At 56.5% G+C, this 18,970-nt stretch carries 17 protein-coding genes; 11 read left to right on the top strand and 6 right to left on the bottom strand.

Going from position 1 to position 18,970, the window contains the following annotated elements:
- The first annotated feature begins 6 nt into the window (after positions 1 to 6).
- Together EV102420_RS14120 and EV102420_RS14125 are read left to right on the top strand one after the other, a co-directional pair.
- Positions 7 to 987, top strand: a complete 981-nt coding sequence (locus EV102420_RS14120) for a GlxA family transcriptional regulator (RefSeq protein WP_042392819.1) — start codon at positions 7 to 9, stop codon at positions 985 to 987.
- A 131-nt stretch (positions 988 to 1,118) separates the two neighbouring features.
- Positions 1,119 to 2,210: an LLM class flavin-dependent oxidoreductase gene (locus tag EV102420_RS14125; protein ID WP_255211685.1), complete on the top strand. Its 1,092-nt coding sequence runs from the start codon at positions 1,119 to 1,121 to the stop codon at positions 2,208 to 2,210.
- A gap of 61 nt (positions 2,211 to 2,271) precedes the next feature.
- Here EV102420_RS14125 and EV102420_RS14130 read toward each other — a convergent pair whose 3' ends face one another.
- Positions 2,272 to 2,820, bottom strand: coding sequence for a cysteine hydrolase family protein (locus EV102420_RS14130; RefSeq protein ID WP_042392822.1), 549 nt, complete (start codon positions 2,818 to 2,820; stop codon positions 2,272 to 2,274).
- A 105-nt stretch (positions 2,821 to 2,925) separates the two neighbouring features.
- Positions 2,926 to 3,906, bottom strand: coding sequence for a GlxA family transcriptional regulator (locus EV102420_RS14135; protein WP_042392823.1), 981 nt, complete (start codon positions 3,904 to 3,906; stop codon positions 2,926 to 2,928).
- Between the two features lie 119 nt (positions 3,907 to 4,025).
- On the opposite strand from EV102420_RS14135, the gene EV102420_RS14140 reads away from it, so the two are divergent.
- Positions 4,026 to 4,448 (top strand): OsmC family protein, encoded by a 423-nt coding sequence (locus EV102420_RS14140; RefSeq protein ID WP_042392826.1) that lies wholly within the window; start codon positions 4,026 to 4,028, stop codon positions 4,446 to 4,448.
- Between the two features lie 107 nt (positions 4,449 to 4,555).
- Here the strand turns inward: EV102420_RS14140 and fhuE are convergent, their stop codons facing one another.
- Positions 4,556 to 6,751, bottom strand: a complete 2,196-nt coding sequence (fhuE, locus tag EV102420_RS14145; RefSeq protein WP_042392829.1) for a ferric-rhodotorulic acid/ferric-coprogen receptor FhuE — start codon at positions 6,749 to 6,751, stop codon at positions 4,556 to 4,558.
- Positions 6,752 to 7,066: 315 nt separating this feature from the next.
- Between fhuE and hinT the strand changes: the two genes are divergently transcribed.
- The 8 genes from hinT (at position 7,067) to EV102420_RS14185 (ending at position 13,157) form a co-directional block, all read left to right on the top strand.
- Positions 7,067 to 7,423: a purine nucleoside phosphoramidase gene (gene hinT / locus EV102420_RS14150; protein ID WP_042392832.1), complete on the top strand. Its 357-nt coding sequence runs from the start codon at positions 7,067 to 7,069 to the stop codon at positions 7,421 to 7,423.
- A gap of 4 nt (positions 7,424 to 7,427) precedes the next feature.
- On the top strand, positions 7,428 to 7,802 hold the full coding sequence (locus tag EV102420_RS14155; protein WP_042392833.1) for a YcfL family putative periplasmic lipoprotein: 375 nt from the start codon (positions 7,428 to 7,430) through the stop codon (positions 7,800 to 7,802).
- Between the two features lie 13 nt (positions 7,803 to 7,815).
- Positions 7,816 to 8,469: a penicillin-binding protein activator LpoB gene (gene lpoB / locus EV102420_RS14160; protein WP_042393003.1), complete on the top strand. Its 654-nt coding sequence runs from the start codon at positions 7,816 to 7,818 to the stop codon at positions 8,467 to 8,469.
- Complete coding sequence (gene thiK / locus EV102420_RS14165; protein WP_042392836.1) at positions 8,450 to 9,271, top strand: thiamine kinase; 822 nt, start codon at positions 8,450 to 8,452, stop codon at positions 9,269 to 9,271. Before lpoB ends, thiK begins: the two co-directional genes overlap by 20 nt.
- An 11-nt stretch (positions 9,272 to 9,282) precedes the next feature.
- A complete protein-coding gene (gene nagZ / locus EV102420_RS14170; RefSeq protein ID WP_072015271.1) occupies positions 9,283 to 10,308 on the top strand; it encodes a beta-N-acetylhexosaminidase in 1,026 nt (341 codons plus the stop codon).
- A gap of 37 nt (positions 10,309 to 10,345) precedes the next feature.
- On the top strand, positions 10,346 to 10,888 hold the full coding sequence (gene ycfP / locus EV102420_RS14175; protein ID WP_042392839.1) for an alpha/beta hydrolase YcfP: 543 nt from the start codon (positions 10,346 to 10,348) through the stop codon (positions 10,886 to 10,888).
- 233 nt (positions 10,889 to 11,121) lie between these two features.
- Positions 11,122 to 12,426, top strand: coding sequence for an NAD(P)/FAD-dependent oxidoreductase (locus EV102420_RS14180; protein WP_042392841.1), 1,305 nt, complete (start codon positions 11,122 to 11,124; stop codon positions 12,424 to 12,426).
- Between the two features lie 191 nt (positions 12,427 to 12,617).
- Positions 12,618 to 13,157, top strand: coding sequence for a glycine zipper 2TM domain-containing protein (locus EV102420_RS14185; protein WP_042392843.1), 540 nt, complete (start codon positions 12,618 to 12,620; stop codon positions 13,155 to 13,157).
- Positions 13,158 to 13,579: 422 nt separating this feature from the next.
- Here EV102420_RS14185 and EV102420_RS14190 read toward each other — a convergent pair whose 3' ends face one another.
- The 3 genes from EV102420_RS14190 to mfd all read right to left on the bottom strand — a co-directional run bounded on the left by EV102420_RS14190 (position 13,580) and on the right by mfd (position 18,890).
- The gene (locus tag EV102420_RS14190; RefSeq protein WP_042392845.1) at positions 13,580 to 14,215 is read right to left on the bottom strand and encodes a TetR/AcrR family transcriptional regulator; all 636 of its coding nucleotides are present in this window, start codon (positions 14,213 to 14,215) and stop codon (positions 13,580 to 13,582) included.
- Between the two features lie 125 nt (positions 14,216 to 14,340).
- Positions 14,341 to 15,303 (bottom strand): L,D-transpeptidase LdtC, encoded by a 963-nt coding sequence (ldtC, locus tag EV102420_RS14195; protein WP_042392846.1) that lies wholly within the window; start codon positions 15,301 to 15,303, stop codon positions 14,341 to 14,343.
- Positions 15,304 to 15,443: 140 nt separating this feature from the next.
- Positions 15,444 to 18,890, bottom strand: coding sequence for a transcription-repair coupling factor (gene mfd / locus EV102420_RS14200; RefSeq protein WP_042392848.1), 3,447 nt, complete (start codon positions 18,888 to 18,890; stop codon positions 15,444 to 15,446).
- Between the last annotated feature and the right edge of the window lie 80 nt (positions 18,891 to 18,970).

The following is an 18,970-nucleotide window of genomic DNA, read 5'->3' on the forward strand; positions in this document are numbered from 1 at the left end:
GTTCATGTGTCTGCGGTTCGTATTGTAGTCCTGGCTTTTGAAGGCGTCAGCTTGTTTCAGCTTTCCGTGCCCGCAGTAGCCTTCGGCGTTGTTAACAAGCCTGCAGGCTTTCCGGCCTACAATGTACAGTATTGCGCGCAGTCCCCAGGGCTTATTATCAGCGATCAGGGGCTGCCGATTACTGTTTCATCTGGCCTTGAGGCGATGCAGGATGCCGATATAATTATCGTTCCAGCATGGAAGGATCCTGAAGAGGAAGTGCCTCATGATATCACCGAAGCTCTTAAAGCAGCAAATACAGAGGGTAAGCTGATCGTCGGGTTTTGCCTCGGGGCGTTTGTTCTTGGTGCCGCCGGGTTGCTTGCCGGACGGGAAGCGACGACTCACTGGGTTGCCCGCGATATTTTTTCGCGTCTTTTCCCTGACGCGAAGTTTCGTCCGGATGTTTTGTATGTGACGGATGGAAATATTGTGACTTCCGCAGGCACCGTTGCGGCGTTTGATTGCTGCCTTGAAATGATCCGACAACAGCATGGGTCTGATATGGCCAACCGGATAGCCCGACAACTGGTGACGCCGCCACATCGACAGGGGGGGCAGGCGCAATATATCGAACAACCGGTTCCGCAATTATCCTGTGTCGGACGCCTTGTAGAAGTACTGGAGTGGGCCCGTGAGCATTTGTCCGAACCTATAACCCTCGATATGCTGGCGAGCGTAGCGAAAATGAGTCGACGCACGTTTACTCGTCGTTTTCGCGACACAACCGGCACAACCGTCACGAAATGGCTAAATGCAGAGCGGGTTGCGCGGGCACAGCAACTACTCGAAATCACGGAGCTGCCGGTAGAGTGCATCGCTTCAGAAGTGGGTTTCGGCACTCCCATGTCGTTACGCCTGCAATTTACGACTTATCTTGGCACCTCGCCTTCAGAATACCGGCGCACCTTCTGCCAGATGCGTAATGCATCGCCTGATCGAGAATGAGCAATTGGCCCAATAGTTTCTGATATTGTCATTCAGGTCAATTGTGCATTGTCGTTATTATCTCCAAAATTTGATCCTTCTGCGGCGTGTCTTAAAGGCGCAGTCGCTTAGTCATTTTAAGGATCTACTCTGTGAATCAGGTTATTTTAGGTATGCGCCGGGGCGGGGCTCCGGTTCCTCTCTCTCTGCTGGACTTTGCCATGGCGGGAAAAGGGGTAACTGCCCATGAAGCACTGACGGGCAGCATCAGGCTTGCCCGCCTGGCCGATAAGCGCGGTTTTACCCGTTACTGGCTTGCTGAGCACCATGCCATGCCTGGCGTAACTACGCCTTCTCCGCCGCTGCTGCTTGCTCGGCTCATCGGTGAAACCACCCATATCCGGCTCGGCGCTGGCGGTATGATGCTGCCTAACTTTCCGCCGCTGGTGGTTGCTGAGCAGTTCGGATTACTGGCCTCTCTTGCACCAGGGCGCATTGATCTAGGCGTAGGACGCGCGCCGGGTACAGATATGCTCACGGCATCAGCGCTGCGTCGCGGGGATATAGGGGCAGAAAGTTTCCCTAAACAACTTGATGAGTTATTACACTTCCTAAAGGGCGATTTCCCTGAAAGCCATCCATGGCAAAAAGGGGGCGTTTATGCTGTACCAGGGCCCGTGCAGGACCTGGAGAATGGGGTGCCTGGCGCTTATCAACGTCCCCCCGTCTGGTTGCTGGGATCTTCCGACTATTCGGCACGGCTGGCAGCACAAATGGGATTTCCGTTCGCTTTCGCAGCCCATCTTGCCGATCAGAATGTCATGATGGCCATCAAAGTGTACCGACAGAATTTCCGTCCTTCCGCTGTTCTGGACCGGCCATATGTCATCGCCAGTTTTGGTGTAATGGCGGCAGATGATCCTCATGAAGCCCGACGCCAGGCATGGGCCTATTCCCACGCCATGATGCGCATGAGCACCGGCCGTTCTTTCATTGTACCTACTCCGCAGGAAGCGGAAAACTACGCCTATTCTCTCGCAGAGTCACAGTTGATTGAAGCGTGGAATGCAAAAATAATGTGCGGTACCGGCATGCAGGTGGTTGATAAACTAACGGTCTGGCAGGAGCGCATTAATGCAGATGAGATTATGCTGCTTAACCTGGGGCATTCTCAGGAGGCTATTTATCGCTCGACTGAACTGATTGCGGATGCGTATGACATGCCAGTCGCCTGCGCAAGGTAAGCAAATCTACCGAAGAAAGCTGATAATGAAGCGTCCCTAAGAAGGGACGCTGGCATAGGAGTTATGCCGACAGGTAGTCTGACGTTGACTGGACTTTTCCATAGCCAAATTCAAATGCCGCCATCATGGCAGCATGAACCTGTGCCGCCGGTACAGAGACGCCGCCAAATGTCAGGTCAAGGGTGGCGCAGGCGTCATGCAGAACGGTAACCGGATAGCCCATGTCTGCCGCTGCTCTCACACACGCATCTACGCACATATGACTCATCGCCCCTACAATAATCACTTCTTCAACGTCCTTCGCTTCCAGCTGCGCTTTTAAGTCAGTTTCGCGAAAGGAGTTGATAAAGTTTTTTACGATTACCGCTTCACCCGCAGCTGGCGTGACCGATTCCTGAATTTTTACGCCATCTGTGCCTGGAATAAATACCGGCGCTTCGCCATTGGCGAACTCATGGCGAATATGGAAAACGGGGATGCCTTTTGAGCGCGCATCAGCAATAGCAAGGGCTGCGTTATTTGCTGCCGCCTCGATGCCGGTAAGGGGTAGTTTACCGGTTGGCAGATATTCGTTTTGCAAATCGATTACAATTAAACCGCGATGTTTCATCATGTCATTCCTGTTGGCTTGCTTATTGAAGCAAAATTCTGACAGTATTTGAGTGCAGGATGAAGTGGCGTAAACGACATTATTAGGGGCAATAGCGTCATTTTATCAGGCGCTGTCCTTTGTCTGGCTGGCACTAAAGCGACGGCGGTACTCTCCAGGCGTCAGGCCCACAATGCGAGTAAAAATCTTACGTAATGCGCCCGGATCGCTGTAGCCTACTTCCCAGGCGATGCGATCGAATGACTCACTACTGAATTGCAAAAGCTCCTGCGTGCGTCCTACACGGAGGTGCTGGCAATACTCAGTGCTGGTCATGCCCGTTGCTTTCTGAAATCGTCGCAAAAAGGTTCTTTCTTCTAATCCTGACAGGGATGCCAAAGTTGACATGGTGACATTTTTTGCCTGCGTTGCCTGGAGCCAGTGCTGCACCTTCAGGACTGATGCATCACCGTGCGAAAGGCGCGGCGAGAAGACACTATAGTAACGTTGCTCACGCCCGGGCGGATCGACGAGCAGCATGCGTGCGGTATCTATCATCACTGTTGGACCCAGTAAGCGATGAACTAACCGTAAGCCGAGATCGGTCCACGACATCAGCCCTCCGGCTGTGATGATGTCCCCATCATCAATAATGAGCTGATTAGCATCAACTTCAATCTCTGGAAAACGTTGGCTAAGTAAATCGGCATAAGCCCAGTGGGTCGTCATTTTACGGCCATCCATTAATCCTGTTGAAGCGAGTACAAATGCACCGGCGCAAACTGAGCCCAGGATAATACCGCGATCGCGTAGTCTGGTTAGCCATCGCGTTAATTCAGGCGTTGCATCCACCACATCAGGCTCTTTTAATGTTGGCGGAATGATCATTGCAGAAAGTTCCGACGAAACAGCTCCCGGAACCGTATCAAAAATGCATTGAGGTTCTTCTTGCGGACCAGGTTGTTGCCAGTGCGTCACTCTTAATAAGTTCTCATTATTTTTTTGATATTTCTGAGAAAACATATTAGCTACACAAAATAGATCATTCAGACCAAGCACGGCGGCCTGCTGCACGCCCGGATAAATAAACAAACCTATTTCTACCATTATTGTCTTCCCGTCATGTCGTTTACGCCCCTAAAAATGTCGGTTTCGACGCTTGTTACCTTAACACTGCAAGAACACACTGGACAAAGTATTTAGGTGATTTTTAAAAGGAGATAACTATGACGACATTACAAATGAACTGGAGTGGATCAACCAAAGGCTCGGGAACTATTGAAGCAGATAAAATGAAGCTGCCCATTGCTATTCCAGAGCATTTTGGCGGGACAGGTGAGGGCGCTAATCCTAAAGAGTTGCTGGCGGCATCTGCAGCATCATGCTACCTAATGACTCTGGTAGCAATGCTCCAGGGGCATAAAATTCCTGCAACAGGCGTTACCATGACGACAGAATTATCAGGTGATAAACCAGCTAATATGCATATCGTACATACTGTGCAGCTTGAGTTGCAAGAAGGTGCGCAGCCTGAACAGAAGCAAGATGCTCAGAGTTTGATTGAAAAGGCTGATAAGTCTTGCATGATAGGTAATCTTATTAAAGAGTCCGGTGTTAAAATTACTATTACAAGCAAAGCAACAGCGTAAATATAAAAGGTATGTGAAATTCGCGACAGAGGCGGGAGCAGAGAGGTGGCTGCTTCGATGACGATAAAAAAGGGAGCCTTTCGGCTCCCTCCTTCACATCACTGCTATCAGAAACTGTAGTTAGCGCTGATAGAGAAGTTACGCGGCTCGCCATAGACAATGGTGCGGCTGTCGATGTCGGTCTCGTAGGATTTGTCGAACAGGTTGTCGACGTTCGCCTGCAGAGAGAACGCTTTGGTGACCTGATAACGGGCAAACAGATCCACCAGTGCATAGCTGCCTTGCTCAGCGCGCAGCGTGCCGTCGGCAACCGCAACGTTAGACCAGACGCGGTTCTGCCAGTTGACGCCGCCGCCGACGGTCAGATCCTGAATGGTCGGCAGACGGTAGCTGGTGAACATCTTCACGGTGGTACGCGGCAGGTTCGGGTTAACGGCGTCGCCTTCGGCATCGTCCGCTACGTAGCGGGTGGCGCCAAAGGTCATCTGCCAGTTATCGGTCAGCGCCCCGTTGATCTCAAACTCAACGCCTTTGCTCACCGTGCCGTCCGCTTCGCGGTAGGCGGTTTCACCGTTGCTGCCAGGGATCACCAGACCGGTAGACTGCGCCAGGTGATCCTGCTCAATGCGGAACACGGCCAGAGAGGTGGTCAGACGGCTGTTCATCCAGTCCGCCTTCACGCCAGCCTCATAGTTATTACCGGTGATCGGCGACAGATACTTACGCTGTGCATCACGCTCGGTCTGCGGCTTGAAGATCGAGGTATAGCTGGCGTAGGTAGACCAGGTGTCGTTGATATCAAACACCACGCCCGCGTAAGGCGAGGTGTTGTTCTTCTCCATCTGCTGGTTCAGCGTATCCAAATTGTACTTGGTATAGCGTGCGCCCAGGATCAGGTGCAGCGGATCGGCCAGCGAGAGGCGGGTCGCCGCATAGACGGATTTCTGGTGGATGGTATCATCCTGCGCCAGGCTCAGCGGGTTCCAGTTAGTCTGTGGGAAGTTACCGTTGTAATCAGCGTAGTTACCCAGCTGAGTATCGCCGATGTTCTCCCAGGAGCTGTAGTAGATGTTGTTCTGGCGGGTGTAGTTCGTCCCGATCATCAGCTCATGCTGACGGCCAAGCAGATCATAAGAGCCGTTAGCAAAGGTATCGATAGCATCAACTTTGCGCTTGCCGGTGTTGTAGCCGGTGCCGCCCACGAAAGGATAGGATGCGCCGTAGGGGCTGACCATCAGGCCGGTCTCACGGTCAACCTGGCCATCGAGATAGAGCTGCTTGCTGTCGAGATCCGTTTCGGTATGCGTGCCGTTGACGGTCAGCTGCCAGTTGTCGCCCAGCTTCTGCTTCAGCGTCGCGAAGGTACGCTCGGTCTCTTTGTCTACATAGGCCCACTCCGGCGCGGTGCTGAAGCTGCGGTCCGGGTTGACGCGGCCACCGTCGGTGTACCAGCGCGGAATGCCGCCCCAGGTTGGGCTGTTGGAGTTGGTCTCCTGGTAGTCGTAGCCGACGGAGAAGGTGGTCGCGTCGGTCAGATCGACATCCAGCACGCCGTAGAAGAATTTTTTCTCCTGGCTATAGCGATCCAGCCAGCTGTCATTGTGCTGGTAGCCCGACACCATGCGGCCACGAATGCGACCGTCATCGGTGAGCGGGGTAGAGAGGTCGGCCACGTAGCGCTGCTTGTTCCAGCTGCCATACTCAGCGGAGACGTTGCCGGTAAATTCACGGCTGTCGGCGTGCTTGCGCACCAGGTTAATGGCGGCGGAGGGGTTGCCGGAGCCGGTGGTCAGGCCGTTCGCGCCGCGAACCACTTCCACACGTTCATACAGAGCGGTGTCGGACAGGGAGTCGCCCAGGTTCCAGCGGGTTTCGAACAGGGTCGGAATGCCGTCGACCATGAAGTTATCGATCTCAAAACCGCGGGAGTAGAAGTTGATGCGTTCAGAGTCCGTCGCGCTTTGGGTAATACCGGTGGTGTTTTTCAGCACGTCGCCAACGGATTCCAGCTTCTGATCCTTCATGCGCTGTTCGCTGATGATGCTCACGGACTGGGGAATATCGCGCGGAACCAGCAGCATTTTGGTGCCGGAGGTGGTGGTTTTGACGCTGTAGTCCTGGCGCTCCTGATCGGCATAGGCGCTGTCTGTGGAGCCATCAACAATAACGGTATCGCCCGCGGTGGTATCCGGCGTGGCGGCAACGCCAGCGGCAGGAGCAAGTGCAAAGGCAATACAGACTGCCAGCAGTGATGGCGCGGCGGCAGGACAGCGTCCATCCCTGGCGTGAACGGTGAAAGACATGGTGAACCCTTTTCGCAAGTTAAATAGTGCGCTCTGACCGATACGTTGCCGATGCCGAGCGTGCTGTGTTTGTTCTCATCATGCAATTGCGCATGAAAATGCAAATGCGAAATATACGCATTCATCTTATCGCTGTAAACAGATGTAATATTTATTAAGTGAATTATTGCAGGGCGTTGAGTGGCGAAAAATCAGACGTAACGGCAGTGCTTAATCCTAATGCGTGAAGAAAAGCGGCGTAATAGTTGAAACATCAGGAGATTCTCGATCATACTCTCTTGTTGAGTCCCGCAGTTATTCATTAAGGAAGACGTCATGGCCGAAGAAACGATTTTCAGTAAAATTATCCGCCGCGAAATTCCGTCGGATATCGTCTGGCAGGATGAGCTGGTCACGGCATTCCGTGATATCTCTCCGCAAGCGCCGACGCATATCCTGATTGTGCCTAACCTGCTGATCCCAACGCTAAACGACGTCTCCGAGGCGCACGAGCAGGCGCTGGGGCGTATGCTTACCGTCGCCGCGAAGCTTGCTGCTCAGGAGGGGATTGCCGAAGATGGCTATCGGGTGATCATGAACTGCAACCGCCACGGTGGCCAGGAGGTGTACCATATTCACCTGCATCTGCTGGGTGGTCGCGCGCTGGGTCCCATGCTGACACATAAAGGTTAAACCGATGCTGAGAGGAGGCCTGGCCGCGCTGCTGGCGCTGGCTGTATTGACCGGCTGTAGCTCGCGTCCATCGATCCCGGTCAGCGATGAGCAGACGCTGGTAATGGAAGCAACCGTGCTGGCGGCAGGCATAAGCGCAGAAAAGCCGACGCTGAATAACGCTGAGATCCAGCCCTCTGCGTCCTCAACGCTCTATAACGAACGGGGCGAACCCGCCACCGTCAACTATCGTTTTTTCTGGTATGACGCCAGGGGTCTCGAAATGCATCCGCTGGAAGCGCCCCGGCGCATTACCATTCCTGCGCATTCATCGGTAACGCTCTACGGCAGCGCCAACTATTTAGGCGCGCGTAAGGTGAGACTCTATCTCTATCTGTAAGGGGTGAATCTTGATTAATAAACTGGGTCGTTATGCGCTACTCACGACCGTAGCGATGATCCTTTCGGGATGTATTATGCGGGGCGAGCAGCAGCCAGCACCCGTAGAGGAAGCCAAACCGCAGCCGCAGCAGCCGGTTGAACAGCCGCAGCCGCAGCCGGTTCCTGAGGTGCCGTCCGTACCGTCGGTCCCATCCCAGCCGGGGCCGATTGAGCACCAGGATCAAACGGCGCAGCCGACGCCGCGCGAACGTCATTTTGACTGGAGCGGGGCGGTGTCGCCGATGGTAAGCAAAATGCTGCAGGCCAGCGGCGCGGCCGGTGGCAGCGTGCTGCTGGTCGACAGCGTCAATAACCGTACCAACGGGTCGCTGAACACCGCGGAAGCCACGGAAGTGCTGCGCGGCGCGCTGGCAAATAACGGCAAGTTTACGCTGGTTTCTGCCCAGCAGCTCTCCGTTGCCAAGCAGCAGCTCGGCCTGTCGCCGCAGGATAGCCTGGGCACGCGCAGTAAAGCGATCGGGATCGCCCGCAACGTGGGGGCGCAGTATGTGCTCTACACCAGCGCCTCCGGCAATGTTAATTCCCCCGCGCTACAGATGCAGCTGATGCTGGTGCAGACGGGCGAGATCGTCTGGTCAGGTAAAGGTGCCGTTCAGCAACAGTAACCCCGAGCGTGACGCGATCCTGTCACGCTTCTTTCCCCACGCAGCGCTCGTCGCCAGCCCTGAACATACCGGGCTGAGCGGCGGGAGCTGCGTCATTGCTAACGGCCCGCAGCGTCTGGTGCTGCGCCAGCAGCATGCGGCCACCACACCCGCGCCGTTTCTCCGTCAGTATCGCGCCTTAAAGCGGCTCCCCAATTCTCTTGCACCGCGCCCGCAGTGGCTGGGGCAGGGCTGGATGGCCGTTGACTATCTTGCCGGCGAGGTGAAAACCACGCTGCCGGAACCCCATCACCTTGCCGACTTGCTGTATCATCTGCATCAGCAGCCCCGTTTTGGCTGGCGTATTACCCTGCTGCCGCTGCTGGAGCGCTACTGGCAGGCGTGCGACCCTGTACGCCGCACGCCGCGCTGGCTGGCGTGGCTAAAACGCCTTAAGCGTGAGGGCGAGCCGGGCGCAATCAGACTGGCCCCGTTACATATGGATGTGCATGCAGGTAACCTGGTGCATACCGCTTCGGGCCTGCGGTTGATTGACTGGGAGTATGCCGGCGATGGCGATATCGCCCTGGAGCTGGCTTCGATCTGGACGGGGGATGAGGCTGAGCGTCAGCGGCTTATTGTCGCCTATGCCCAGGTGGCAAACCTGGTGCCTGCGCAACTGGCGCAGCAGGTGCGGCGCTGGCGGCCCTGGGTGCTGATGCTGATGGCGGGCTGGTACGAATGCCGCTGGCAGCAGACCGGGGAGCAGCAATTTATTACGCTGGCAAATGAAACATGGTGTCAGCTAGAGACAAAAGGATAAGAGAGGTCAGTGTGGGTCCGGTAATGTTAGATGTGGCAGGCTATGAGCTGGATGCGGAGGAGCGCGAGATTCTGGCGCATCCGCTGGTGGGAGGCCTGATCCTCTTTACCCGAAATTATCACGATCCGGCGCAGCTGCGCGAGCTGGTGCGGCAGATCCGCGCCGCCTCGCACCATCGGCTGGTGGTGGCCGTGGATCAGGAGGGAGGCCGGGTACAGCGTTTTCGCGACGGCTTTACGCGCCTGCCTGCCGCTCAGTCGTTTGCTGCACTGCTCGGTATGGAGGAAGGCGGCAGGCTGGCCGAGGAGGCGGGCTGGCTGATGGCCTGTGAAATGATCGCGATGGATATCGATATCAGCTTTGCTCCGGTGCTGGATGTAGGCCACATCAGCGCGGCCATCGGCGAGCGCTCGTACCATGCCGATCCGCACAAGGCCTTGGCTATCGCCATCCGCGTGATTGACGGTATGCATCGGGCAGGCATGAAAGCCACCGGTAAGCACTTCCCCGGTCACGGGGCGGTCGCGGCGGACTCCCATAAAGAGACCCCGCACGATCCGCGTCCGGAGGCGCTGATCCGCGAGCATGATATGGCGATCTTTAGCTCGCTGATCCGCGACGGCAAGCTGGATGCCATTATGCCCGCACACGTCATCTACAGCGAGGTGGATCCGCGTCCGGCCAGCGGCTCGCCACACTGGCTGAAAACGGTTCTGCGCGGTGAGTTGGGCTTTGACGGCGTGATCTTCTCGGACGATCTCTCTATGGAGGGAGCGGCGATCATGGGCAGCTATGCCGAACGTGCCCAGGCCTCGCTGGATGCCGGCTGCGACATGGTTCTGGTCTGCAATAATCGGCAGGGGGCGGTGAGCGTGCTGGATAACCTGTCGCCGATCAATGCAGCGCGTGTTACAGAGTTGTATCATAGAGGTTCGTTTACGCGTCAGGAGCTGGTTGCGTCTGCCGAATGGAAAGCGGTGAATAGCAAACTGGAACAGCTTCAGGCCCGCTGGCTGGAGCGGTCAGCGGCTCATTAACCCTCCCTGAAAGGGAGAAAGCACAGGGTGAGGACAGATGATCATCTACTTACACGGTTTTGATTCAAACAGTCCGGGCAATCACGAAAAGGTACTGCAGCTACAGTTTATCGATCCTGACGTACGCCTGCTGAGCTACAGCACGCGCCATCCGAAGCATGATATGCAGCATCTGCTGAAAGAGGTCGACAAGATGCTGCAGCTCAACGTCGATGAGCGACCGCTGATCTGCGGCGTAGGTCTGGGCGGATACTGGGCCGAGCGCATCGGCTTTCTCTGCGACATCCGTCAGGTGATCTTCAATCCTAATCTCTATCCACAGGAGAATATGGAGGGCAAAATCGACAGGCCGGAAGAGTACGCCGATATCGCTACCAAGTGTGTGACTAACTTTCGTGAGAAGAACCGCGACCGCTGCCTGACGATCCTCTCCCGCCACGATGAGGCGCTGAACAGTCAGCGCACCGCCGAGGTGCTGCACCCTTTCTATGAGATTGTCTGGGACGAAGCGCAGACGCATAAGTTCAAGAATATTTCCCCGCACCTCCAGCGCATCAAGGCCTTTAAAACCCTTGGTTGAGACGCCATCCTATAAACCAGCCTTCTAATGGCTGGTTTTTTTTCGCCCTTCGGCTGAAACCTGATTATCTTTTATGCAGCAAAACTTGATATATATCAATTTTGGTATGACCAATGCACCGTTCATGCTATTCTCAAGGGGTAGATGACAAATTTAGCAGCTAACTTGTTGTTAATTAAAAGCTATTTATATAACTTTTAGTTAACAATTGGTTAATATTTTAGGGGGTCGTGTTGACTACACCATTGAAAAAGATTGTGATTGTTGGCGGTGGAGCTGGCGGACTGGAGCTGGCAACCCAGCTAGGTAAGAAGCTGGGCCGGGGTAAAAAAGCCAAAATTACCCTTGTCGATCGCAACCACAGCCACCTGTGGAAGCCGCTGCTGCATGAAGTGGCTACCGGCTCGCTGGATGAGGGCGTAGACGCGCTGAGCTACCTGGCCCACGCGCGCAACCATGATTTCCAGTTCCAGCTTGGCTCGGTTGTGGATATTAACCGTGAAGGCAAAACCATCACCCTGGGCGAGCTGCGTGATGAAAAAGGTGAACTGCTGGTGCCTGAGCGCAAGCTGCCTTATGACACGCTGGTGATGGCGCTGGGAAGTACCTCCAACGACTTCAATACGCCGGGCGTAAAAGAGCACTGTATTTTCCTCGATAACCCGCATCAGGCGCGCCGTTTCCATCAGGAGATGCTGAACCTGTTCCTGAAGTACTCGGCTAACCTGGGGGCCAGCGGCAAGGTTAACATTGCCATTGTTGGCGGCGGGGCCACCGGCGTTGAGCTGTCGGCGGAGCTGCACAACGCGGTCAAGCAGCTGCACAGCTACGGCTATAAGGGCCTGACCAACGAGGCGCTGAACGTGACTCTGGTCGAGGCGGGTGAACGCATTCTGCCTGCGCTGCCGCCGCGCATCTCCGGGGCGGCTCACAGCGAGCTGACTAAGATGGGCGTACGCGTGCTGACCCAGACCATGGTCACCAGTGCGGACGAGGGCGGCCTGCACACTAAAGATGGCGAATATATCCAGGCCGATCTGATGGTCTGGGCGGCAGGGATCAAAGCGCCAGACTTTATGAAAGAGATTGGCGGCCTCGAAACCAACCGTATCAATCAGCTGGCAGTAGAGCCGACGTTGCAGACGACCCGCGATGCGGATATCTATGCGATTGGCGACTGCGCCTCCTGCGCGCGTCCGGAAGGGGGCTTTGTGCCGCCGCGTGCCCAGGCTGCGCATCAGATGGCGACCTGCGCACTGCACAATATTCTGGCGCAGATCAAAGGCAAGCCGCTGAAAGCCTACGTCTATAAGGATCACGGCTCGCTGGTTTCGCTGTCCAACTTCTCTACCGTGGGCAGCCTGATGGGTAACCTGATGCGCGGTTCGATGATGGTAGAGGGACGCGTTGCGCGCTTTGTCTATATCTCGCTCTACCGTATGCACCAGGTCGCGTTGCACGGCTACTTCAAGACCGGCCTGATGATGCTGGTCGGCAGCATCAACCGCGTGATCCGTCCGCGCCTGAAGCTGCACTAAGCCTGTCGCCCCGTCGACTTCGGACGGGGCGTTTAGCATATCCTTCTGCTGATTTCCATCAGGTGGCTCAGATTTCTCTGAATCACCACGATCTGCCACATAACCCCCCGTTTTTTACCGACTTTCTGATTGGCTTCTCGCCGCTCTGATTGCAGAATTATGACATCAGAGCCAACCAGAAGGACTATTCAATGAATAAATCCATGTTAGCGGGTATCGGAATCGGTGTGGCCGCTGCACTGGGCGTTGCTGCGGTGGCAGGCTTAGACGTTTTCAATCGCGGCCCTCAGTACGCGCAGGTGGTTTCTGCTACACCCATTAAAGAGACGGTGAAAACGCCGCGTAAAGAGTGCCGCAACGTGACGGTAACCCATCGACGTCCGGTTCAGGATGAGAATCGCCTGACCGGTTCAGTACTCGGCGCGGTAGCGGGCGGGGTGATTGGTCACCAGTTCGGCGGCGGACGCGGTAAAGATGTCGCCACGGTCGTCGGGGCGCTGGGTGGCGGCTACGCCGGTAACCAGGTTCAGGGGGCCATGCAGGAGCGGGATACCTATACCAGCACGCAGCAGCGCTGCAAAACCGTCTATGACAAATCAGAGAAGATGCTCGGCTACGACGTTACCTACAAAATTGGTGACCAGCACGGGAAAATTCGCATGGAAAACGATCCCGGCACGCAGATCCCGTTAGACAGCAACGGGCAGCTGGTTTTGGATAACAAAGCATAAAAAAGCAGTACCCCCGATTTGGCTCCTCATTCGCTCAGGCTGAGGAGCTTTTTTTATGGCATAAAAAAGCCCTGCTTACGCAAGGCTTCTATAATCGCTCAGATTCAAATCATACTCTGCTGGCGGATCAGCAAACATCCTGTGATCAGCACAGAGATGAAAGCAAACAGGATCGAACCACCACATACTACCCAGAGACTAAATAACAATGTAATTACTATTAACACTTTAAATAATGGTAATAGCAAAACCATGATCGTTATCCTTCCGCATGTGAATAGTCGTAAAATTGTTCAAAAAAAACCTGCTAATCATTAGCAGGAGAATAATCACTTATTAAGGTTAGCAAGGGTCATGCAAAAGTGTGAGAAAGTTTTGGCCTATCGTTAAGATAGGCCAAAGCAATACGGCGATTTGACGAACTATGATTTGATGAGTTCTGGCCAGAGGGCGAGGGTGGTGCGGGTAATTTGCAGCAGCTTCTCTTGCGATGCCCCTTCCCGGGCGCTGACCGACATTCCCTGAATCACGCAGTTTAGAAATTGGGCTATGGTCTGCGGCGACGCTGTGGCGGGGATCTCACCGCGCTGTTGGCGCTCTTCAAGGAAACGCAGCAGAGCGGCTTCCTGCAAAGCGTGACGCGACTTCAGCGTCTGGGCAATCTCATTTGACGAGGCCGCCAGCGCCGCCGAGGTGCTGATCAAGAAGCAGCCGGAGGGCGTCTCCTTGCTGGTGAAGCAGGTCGCAACGGAAGTAAAGTAGTCCAGCAGCGCCTGCTCAACGCGCTTCTCATCGCAAAACAGCTCCGCCTGATACTTGGTCGCAAACTGCGAAATATAGCGATCGAGCACGGCGCGGAACAGCCCCTCTTTATTGGTAAACTCGGCGTAAAGCGTCGGGGCTTTCGCACCGGTGGCCTCGACCAAATCGGACAGCGACGTGGCCTCATAGCCATGCTGCCAGAAAAGCGTCATGGCTTTGTCGAGCGCCGCTTCCCTGTCGAAAACTTTTGGTCGGCCACGGCTTTTTTTTGTGCAACTGCTGACGTCGGTGGTCATAGTGGCTCCTCACCCAATGTTGAATTATTGAACAATCATTATAAAAATAATTGTCCCCGAAGGCCAGCAGGGAATGGTTAAAAATAATTATGTTATATCTTAATGATTTTTAACGGTTTACCAGGTTACATAGACTGCACTGACGCGGCCTTATGCTGCGTCACGTCCACCGGCATGCCTGAGCGCACCGCCATCACTTCGTCCATCAGGGCGGTATCGGTCTCGGCAGCGGATTTAAAGCTCTCCATGCTGGCATTCAGCACCAGCGGCTGCGTTTTTGGATCGTCATTGATGGATTTCGACAGCGGCTGATGCACTTCCACCAGCCGTGTGCCGTCCGGCTCTACCGAGGCTTTTACCGGCGCGTTGATAATGTTCACCGGTGTGCCAGGCGTGACCTGGCGGAACAGGGACGCAATGTCGTTATCGCGCAGGCGAATACAGCCTGAGCTGACGCGCATTCCGATACCAAAATCGGCGTTAGTGCCGTGGAGCAGATAGACGCCACCGAAGGCTGCCAGGCGGATCGCGTGGTGGCCCATCGGGTTATTTGGCCCCGCGGGCACGACCGCCGGGAGATCCACGCCCTGCGCCTTATAGCGCGCACGAATATTAGCCGTCGGTGTCCAGGTCGGGTTGGCGCGTTTATCCGATACGCGGGTGACCATCGTTGGCGTTAAGGTGTCGCCCCCCAGCTGGCCAATGCCGATGGGGTAGATGGTCACCTCGCTCTTGCCCGGCGGATACCAGTAGAGGCGCAGCTCGGACAGGTTGATGACAATCCCCTGGCGCGGCACGTCCGGCAGCAGCGTCTGGAGCGGAATGGTCAACACGCTGCCAGCACGCGGCACGTAGGGGTCAACGCCGGGGTTAGCCTGCAACAGCGCCAGAAAGCCGACGTTGTACTTCTTGGCAATCGCTTCCAGCGAGCCGCCGTCGTTTTCGACAAGGTGAAAACGGTTCTCGCCCACCAGGCGGCTGCCGTTAGCGGGAAGCGGCCAGGTGTTGGCCTGAGCGGGGAGGGAGAGGAGTGCCGTCGCCGCAAGGGCGAACAGCGTTATCCAGCGAGTAATACGCATCTGTTTCATCGTTAGACCACCGTGCTTTTAGATTGTTGTTATGCAAGGGCAAACGTGAAGTATGGACGGAAGGTGTGTCTGGATGTTTCTTGAAATGAAAGGATATGTAAAGAGTGACGCACGCTGCCGCAACAGCGTGCGCCTGGGGATCAGGCGATGGCGTTCTCTGCCAGCTCCTTCATAAAGTTACTTACCCACTCCATGCGGACTTTGCGCTCGCCCAGCTCCTGCATAAACTTCAGCCGGGTTGGGCCATCGAGGCGGAAGTTCTGCGGCTGCTTCTGCAACAGACCGATAAGCCAGGCCGGATTGACATGGTTCTTCTCGGCAAACTCGATTGCGCCGCCTTTATCGTTGCTCTCCAGCTTGCGGATCCCCAGCTTCTGCGCCTGCTGACGCAGTCGGGCTACCTCAAGCAGGGTGCGGGCCGGATCGGGCAGCAAGCCAAAGCGGTCGATCAGTTCGACCTTGATCTCCTCCAGCTCGCTGCTGCTCTTGGCGCTGGCGACGCGCTTGTAGAATGACAGGCGCGTGTTGACGTCTGGAATGTAATCATCCGGCAGCAGGGCGGGCATGCGTAACTCCACCTCGGTCTGCTGGCTGGTCAGATCCTCCAGCGACGGCTCGCGGCCAGCCTTCAATGCGTCAACGGCGTTCTCCAGCAGCTCCATATAGAGCGAGAAGCCGATGGTTTCCATAGAGCCGCTCTGATCTTCCCCGAGCAGCTCACCCGCACCGCGGATCTCCAGGTCGTGGGTAGCCAGTGCAAAGCCTGCCCCCAGATCCTCCAGCGAGGCGATGGCTTCCAGACGCTTCTGCGCGTCGGTAGTCATCGCCTTCGGGTGCGGCGTCAGCAGCCAGGCATAGGCCTGGTGATGTGAACGCCCGACGCGACCGCGCAGCTGGTGTAGCTGGGCAAGACCGAAGTGATCCGCCCGCTCAATGATGATGGTGTTGGCGGTAGGAATATCGATCCCGGTTTCGATAATAGTGGTACAGACCAGCACGTTAAAGCGCTGGTGATGGAAATCGTTCATCACCCGCTCCAGCTCGCGTTCGCGCATCTGGCCGTGGCCGATGGCGATCCGCGCCTCCGGCACCAGTTCTGCCAACCGCTGGGCCGCCTTCTGGATGTTCTCAACGTCGTTATAGAGGTAGTAGACCTGGCCGCCGCGCAGGATCTCACGCAGCATCGCCTCGCGCACCACCAGGCTATCGTATTCGCGCACAAAGGTTTTCACTGCCAGACGGCGCGCGGGCGGCGTGGCGATGATCGACAGATCGCGCATGCCGCTCATGGCCATATTCAGGGTACGCGGGATCGGCGTGGCGGTGAGCGTCAGGATATCGACATCGGCACGCATCGCTTTGATGCGCTCCTTGTGGCGCACCCCGAAGCGGTGCTCTTCATCAACGATCAGCAGGCCCAGATCGCGCCACTTCAGATCGTTTTGCAGCAGTTTGTGGGTGCCGATCAGAATATCGACCTTGCCCTCTGCGGCATCGGCCAGCACCTGGGTCTGCTCTTTAGCGCTACGGAAGCGTGACAGCAGCTCAATGCGTACCGGCCAGTTGGCGAAGCGGTCGCGGAAGTTATCGTAGTGCTGCTGGGCCAGCAGGGTAGTGGGCACCAGCACCGCGACCTGCTTATGGTTCTCTACCGCGAGGAAGGCGGCGCGCATGGCTACCTCGGTCTTACCGAAGCCCACGTCGCCGCAGACCAGACGGTCCATGGCCAGCGGCTGGCACATGTCGCTCAGCACGGCGTTGATGGCCTGAGCCTGATCCGGCGTGGTTTCAAACGGGAATGTATCGCAGAAGAGCTGGTACTGCTCTTTGTCATGCTTGAAGGCAAAGCCGGTCTTGGCCGCGCGCTGGGCGTAGACGTCCAGCAGCTCGGCGGCCACGTCGCGCACTTTTTCCGCTGCCTTCTGCCGCGCCCGCGTCCAGGCATCGCTGCCCAGCTTGTGCAGCGGGGCATTATCCTCCGCGCCGCCCGCGTAGCGGCTGATCAGGTGCAGGGACGACACCGGGACATAGAGTTTGGCATCGTTAGCGTAGGTCAGCATCAGGTATTCACCCTTAATGCCCCCCGCTTCCAGCGTGGTCATGCCCGCATAACGCCCGACGCCGTGCTCCAGGTGTACCACCGGCTGGCCGGGGTGCAGTTCGGCGAGGTTACGGATCAGCGTATCCGGGTTGATGGTCCGGCGATTGTCCTGACGACGGCGCGCGACGCGCTCACCCAGCAGATCGCTCTCGCAGATCAGCGCCCGGTTGCGTAGGGTATCGATAAACCCACGCTCGGCCGCGCCGATCAGCAGGTAGCGTCCGCTGCCGGTAGCTTCATCAAGACGGAGGATCCGCTTCGGTGCGACTTTGATACGCGCCAGCAGCTCGCCCAGCGCCTCACGACGACCCTCGCTCTCAACGGAGAAGACCACCGGGCCGGTGAAGGATTCGAGGAACTTGCGCAGGCTATCGAGGGGCGCTTTCTGCTGCGCCTGGACGGCCAGATCCGGCAGCGTCTGGTAGCCAAGATTGGTATTGGCGGCTTTCTTCGCCAGCTGTTCGGTTTTCAGCTGGATGCGCGGCCAGCGCTTCAGCTCGGCAAACAGCTCGTCGCTGCGCAGCCACAGCGTCTCCGGCGGTAGCAGAGGACGCATCGGATCGACGCCGCGGTTCTCGTAGCGGGCCTGGGTTTCGCTCTGGAAACGCACCGCGCTGGCGTCGAGATCGCCGGTGTTAATCACCAGCGTATTGGCCGGGAAGTAGCTAAACAGCGGCGGCAGCGGCTCGCTGAAAAACAGCGGCTGCCAGTATTCGATCCCCGCTGGCAGCGTGCCTTTGCTTACCTGCTGATAGATATGCTCGGCGTCGCGCTTCACCTCAAAGGTATCGCGCCACTGGCTGCGGAACAGCTCGATAGCCGCCTTGTCGGTAGGAAACTCGTGGGCGGGCAGCAGGTTGATCGCCTCCACCTCTTCCAGCGTGCGCTGGGTATCAGGATCGAACAGGCGCAGGCTATCGATTTCATCATCAAAGAAGTCGATGCGGTAGGGCTGCGTGCTGCCCATTGGGTAGAGATCCAGCAGCGCGCCGCGAGTAGCGTATTCGCCGTGCTCCATGACCTGGTCAACGTGGCGATAGCCCGCGGTATCCAGCTGGGCACGCAGGGCATCGCGGGAGAGGCGTTGCCCCTTTTTCATCACCAGCGCATGACCGTGCAGATAGCTGTGCGGGCAGACGCGCTGCATCAGCGTGTTCACCGGCATAATCAGTACGCCGCGCTGCATCGAGGGCAGCTGATAGAGCGTCGAGAGCCGCGAGGAGATGATCTCCTGGTGCGGTGAGAAGCTGTCATAGGGCAGCGTCTCCCAGTCGGCGAGATTCATCACCATGCTGTCGGTAAACTGACGGATCTCATCATGCAGGCGCAGCGCGTTTTGCATATCGGGTGCGATCAGCACCACCGGGCCGGCATGACGCTCAACGATTTCTGCCACTTCTGTGGCACAGGCGCTGCCTGTAAGCTCACCCAGTTGGCGCTGGTCGCCCGCCTTGGCGGGAAGGGAGTAACGGTATTGTTCAGGCATAGCGAATATCGGGATCTCTTAGGTTTATGCCCCCTGATATGGGGGCATATCACTGATACACAATGCAGTTTATTATCCTT

The sequence above is a fragment of the Pseudescherichia vulneris NBRC 102420 genome, from assembly GCF_000759795.1.
Classification (GTDB): Bacteria; Pseudomonadota; Gammaproteobacteria; order Enterobacterales; family Enterobacteriaceae; genus Pseudescherichia; species Pseudescherichia vulneris.